The sequence below is a fragment of the Lutibacter sp. genome (assembly GCF_040883305.1).
Lineage (GTDB): Bacteria > Bacteroidota > Bacteroidia > Flavobacteriales > Flavobacteriaceae > Lutibacter.
The window spans coordinates 1-3,792 of the sequence record NZ_JBFLKT010000359.1 but is presented as its reverse complement, the minus strand read 5'-3'; the positions used below and the strand labels follow the sequence as shown (position 1 = coordinate 3,792).

The 3,792-nt window shown below is 30.5% G+C and carries 4 protein-coding genes; 1 reads left to right on the top strand and 3 read right to left on the bottom strand.

From position 1 onward, the window contains the following. Nucleotides 1-315: 315 nt before the first annotated feature. Both AB1Z17_RS11525 and AB1Z17_RS11520 read right to left on the bottom strand, forming a co-directional pair. Nucleotides 316-789 carry a hypothetical protein gene (locus tag AB1Z17_RS11525; protein ID WP_368051943.1) on the bottom strand — a complete coding sequence of 158 codons (474 nt, stop codon included), beginning with the start codon at nucleotides 787-789 and terminating at the stop codon, nucleotides 316-318. A 14-nt stretch (nucleotides 790-803) separates the two neighbouring features. Next, the gene (locus AB1Z17_RS11520; RefSeq protein ID WP_368051942.1) at nucleotides 804-2,438 is read right to left on the bottom strand and encodes a hypothetical protein; all 1,635 of its coding nucleotides are present in this window, start codon (nucleotides 2,436-2,438) and stop codon (nucleotides 804-806) included. A gap of 134 nt (nucleotides 2,439-2,572) precedes the next feature. Here AB1Z17_RS11520 and AB1Z17_RS11515 point away from each other — a divergent pair, with 134 nt between their 5' ends. Next, nucleotides 2,573-3,106 carry an RNA-guided endonuclease TnpB family protein gene (locus AB1Z17_RS11515; protein ID WP_368051941.1) on the top strand — a complete coding sequence of 178 codons (534 nt, stop codon included), beginning with the start codon at nucleotides 2,573-2,575 and terminating at the stop codon, nucleotides 3,104-3,106. 171 nt (nucleotides 3,107-3,277) lie between these two features. Here AB1Z17_RS11515 and AB1Z17_RS11510 read toward each other — a convergent pair. After that, nucleotides 3,278-3,792 (bottom strand): hypothetical protein (locus tag AB1Z17_RS11510; protein WP_368051940.1); only part of this gene is annotated, 515 nt, incomplete at its 5' end.

The following is a 3,792-nucleotide window of genomic DNA, read 5'->3' as shown; positions in this document are numbered from 1 at the left end:
GGTTACTACACTTACTGTAGAAAATAAGTATTTCATTACCTTACTGGCTCCAAATATATCTAAATAATCAGCATCAAAAGGTTTGTTTCTGTAGCTTTGTTGAGCCTTTCTACGAGCAGAAAGTAAAAGCTTGTTTTTGAGATTTTCCATTTTACAAATTTACGATTTTCTTTTTCAATTTTTCTTATACACAAATGTAACACTAATATTTTATTATGCAAACTTAATTGTAAAATATTTTCAAAATTTTTCAAATAAAAAAAGGAATGCCTTTTCAAGCACTCCTTCAAAACTAAAAGAAAACAAAAACAATCTTTATTTAGGAAATATAACAGGAGAAAGAAATCTAAAACTTTGATCTCTTAATACAACTTGTCCTTCATTAATGTTAAATGAATCAGAATCAATTAAAACCTTTGTAATTACTGCAAATGGCTTTATAGTAGATCTAATTAAACCTGTATTTGGGTCAATTACATCACTTATCTTTTTAAAGATGTCAATTTGAACTCCATTAGGATTTAAAAGCAATTGGTCAGAATACTCTTCATTTGATTGAACATCTCTTCTTATTGCATTTTTAATACCTCCTTTGTCAAAATCTACTTCAATTATAGAACAACTTAAAGTACCACTCCATTGAACAACTGGAGATTCAACAGGTATAGGGTCTCCTAGTTGCCTAACATCTACTCGATTAATGTTTTCATTAACCCTAATGTTTTGTATTTTCCCAACAGCTTCTCCTTGAACTTTTATAATTGCAAGTGCTCCAGTAAATGAATTCATATCTTTTTATTTAATTATTCAACGATAAAACCTGTTAACAATACAAAGCTAATTTCTCTGTTTGTAATAATTTCGTAATTAACTCTATAAGCATCTCTGTCTAATTCAACAACAACATTCTGAAAACCAAGAATTAAATTGTCGCTTATTGAATTAGCTGTAATATCTCTTAAATAGCCTTTTACATATTCTTCTACATCCTGTGCAGTTAAAGTATTTCTATTAACTCCATTAGGTTGTTTTAATAAATCTCTTTTTACATTAAAAAGAAGTTCTTTATTGATTTGCCTTGAAACCCTTCTAATTTGTTTACTTGAAGTAGTACCATCTTCATTAATAAGATTATCATTTCTTTGTAAACTATTAATACCTTTTACAATATCAAAAGAACCATTGTCCAAATTAGTCATTAAAACACCACCATCTAAGCCTTGAATTTCTTCTTTGCTGTTAAGTAAGTGAGCTATCCCATCTACTCTGATATTTTTAAAAGTTAGTGGTACTTGTGGAGCTAAACCAGCTTCACGCCCCAAAACACTTGCAGCATGATAAATTGAAGGGCGAATTTTAACCCCATTAGGAGTATTCTTTTTTACGCCTCCATGCACTACAGTTACAAATTGGCTATCAAAGAAAGTAGCAGTAGCAAGTGAGCCTGTAGCAGTTGAAAATTCTGTAACATCTAATCCGCCTCCAACATATAAATCTGGTTTTATTTTAGCCTCTTCAGCTATCCAAGCTAGTATTTTTAAGTTGTTTGCACTTGTAGCTGTAGGAGTAGCTCCATAATCACTAGCTAAAATAAAGTCAATAGATAAATCAGAAACTGCATCTAAAGCAGCATCTAAATCATCACTCGAAAAACTTTCAGTTCCTCCAGCAGCTAACTCAAAGGATAAATTGGCAGCCAAATCATCTGTATCGACAACTCCGGTTCCTGTAACAACAGAAGCAGAAGTTAATTCAAAGAATTGTTTAAAGTTAAAATCAGAATTGCCCCATGCAATAAGTTCAGCTATATTAGAGAATTCTACACTTCTAGCTAAAAGTTCAGGACTTGAATCGCTTGCACTTACAAAATTAAAAGCATCTCCATCAGAATCAACTCCTACAAAGCCTGTTTTATAAAATTCGAGAACAAATTTTGAAGTATCAATAACACCTGCTTTCATTAATCCAGCAAAGCCTTTTGTAAGATTTCCATCAGTATCAACAGCGCCATTTCCAACTAAACCTTCACTTTTTACTTTGCATGCAAATGTTCCTCCAGCAGCTCCACCGCCAGTAAAAGTATAAGAAATAGTTGCTCCTACAGTAGTAGCAGCCCTTACAATTGTTACATTAGAAGCTCCGGCAGTACCTAGTGCAGAAGGTCTAAAAAGACTTTCTCCTAAATCCCAAAGTATTCCTCCTTGCACAAAATCTTTATATGAACTTACATCCTGAAAGGAGTATATTGCATCCTTACCACTTTCTAACTCTCCATTAATTCCAGCACCTCCATTCCAACTAGCACCTATTCCGGTGTCTAAAATCAAAACATTGCCAAAATCTAAAGAAGCTGGTGGATTTTTAATACCGGACTTTATTTGTGAATAAACACCGGGACGTTTTATTTTTTTACCATCAAATATAAATGAAGTAGCCATTCTTTAATCTTTTTAATTTAAGCAAAGTTAGTTAAAAAATATTACTTTGTATTATTTTTTTTTAACTATATTATTATACCCCACATTTTTTAAATAAATTTTGTATAATACAATTACATTCTTATATTTGCATTGTGCATATAATAAAAACATATAAGTATAGATTAAGATTATCCAAGCAACAAGAGTTGTTATTGGATAATTATATCAATACTTGTAGGGCAGTATATAACCTTGCTTTAGAAACAAAAATATATGCATATCAATCTAAAAAAGTCAATCTATCAAAATTTGATTTAATGAAACAATTGACTTATTGTAAAAAAGAATTTGATACTATAATAGTTGAAGGTTTAAATATTAAGAATATGATTAAGCTTCGTTATTTATCTAAACATATATCAGATGTTAGCTGGTCTGAGTTTTTCAAGCAACTAAAGTACAAATCTGAATGGAACGGCAATACGTTTATTAAGGTTAACCCTAAATTCACAAGTCAAACCTGCAACAATTGTGGCACAATAGATAAAAATTCTAGGATTAATCAATCTAAATTTTTATGTACTTCTTGTGGAGTGGAAAGTAATGCAGATATTAATGCTAGTAAAAATATAATGCGCTTGGGCAGAGCGTTAATACGTCAACGTAGTACATTAGTACAAGCGTAGTATTTATAACCTCATAAGCTTTAACTATGAGAGTATGTCAGTTATTTAGTAATTTTTTCCACTCGTCTTTTGTGTGTTCTTGTCCAGCGTATTTTTTCTTAATAATAAACTTATCTCTGTTATTAAGTGGGAGTAAATTTACTATTTTACCACTGCTGTATTTTTGTTTTTTCATCTTGTTTCTATTTTAGTATTTTCTAATATTATATCTGTTGCAAACTTGCCATTCCAAAATCTAGGAACTGTCATATCATAATCAAATTCCATAAATATTGATTTTAAATAAAGTTTATCTGCTATTTGTTGTTGAGGACTTAATCCTCCTCCGCTTATTTTAAGGTTTTTAAATCCATTTAAATCAAAATCTCTAGTCATAGAATAGATTAGTGCTTTAATTACATAATAAATCATAGTTACCTCTGTAGAATTAGAACTAGAAATCATTATGTTAAACCTGCAATCAAAATTCCTAGTATAGCTATTATAGTATTCATTACTTCCTCCTCCTTCAAAATAAGAACCTTTAACATTCTCATCCATTCCAACTCCATTTTCTTTACCATGTCCATCAGATTCCATTAGTATATGAACATGAGGTTCCATAATCCTATCTGGATTAAAACCCATACTAACTTCTAGGTATTTTGGTTCATTACTATTGGCAGGTTCTATAAAAATAGATTTTG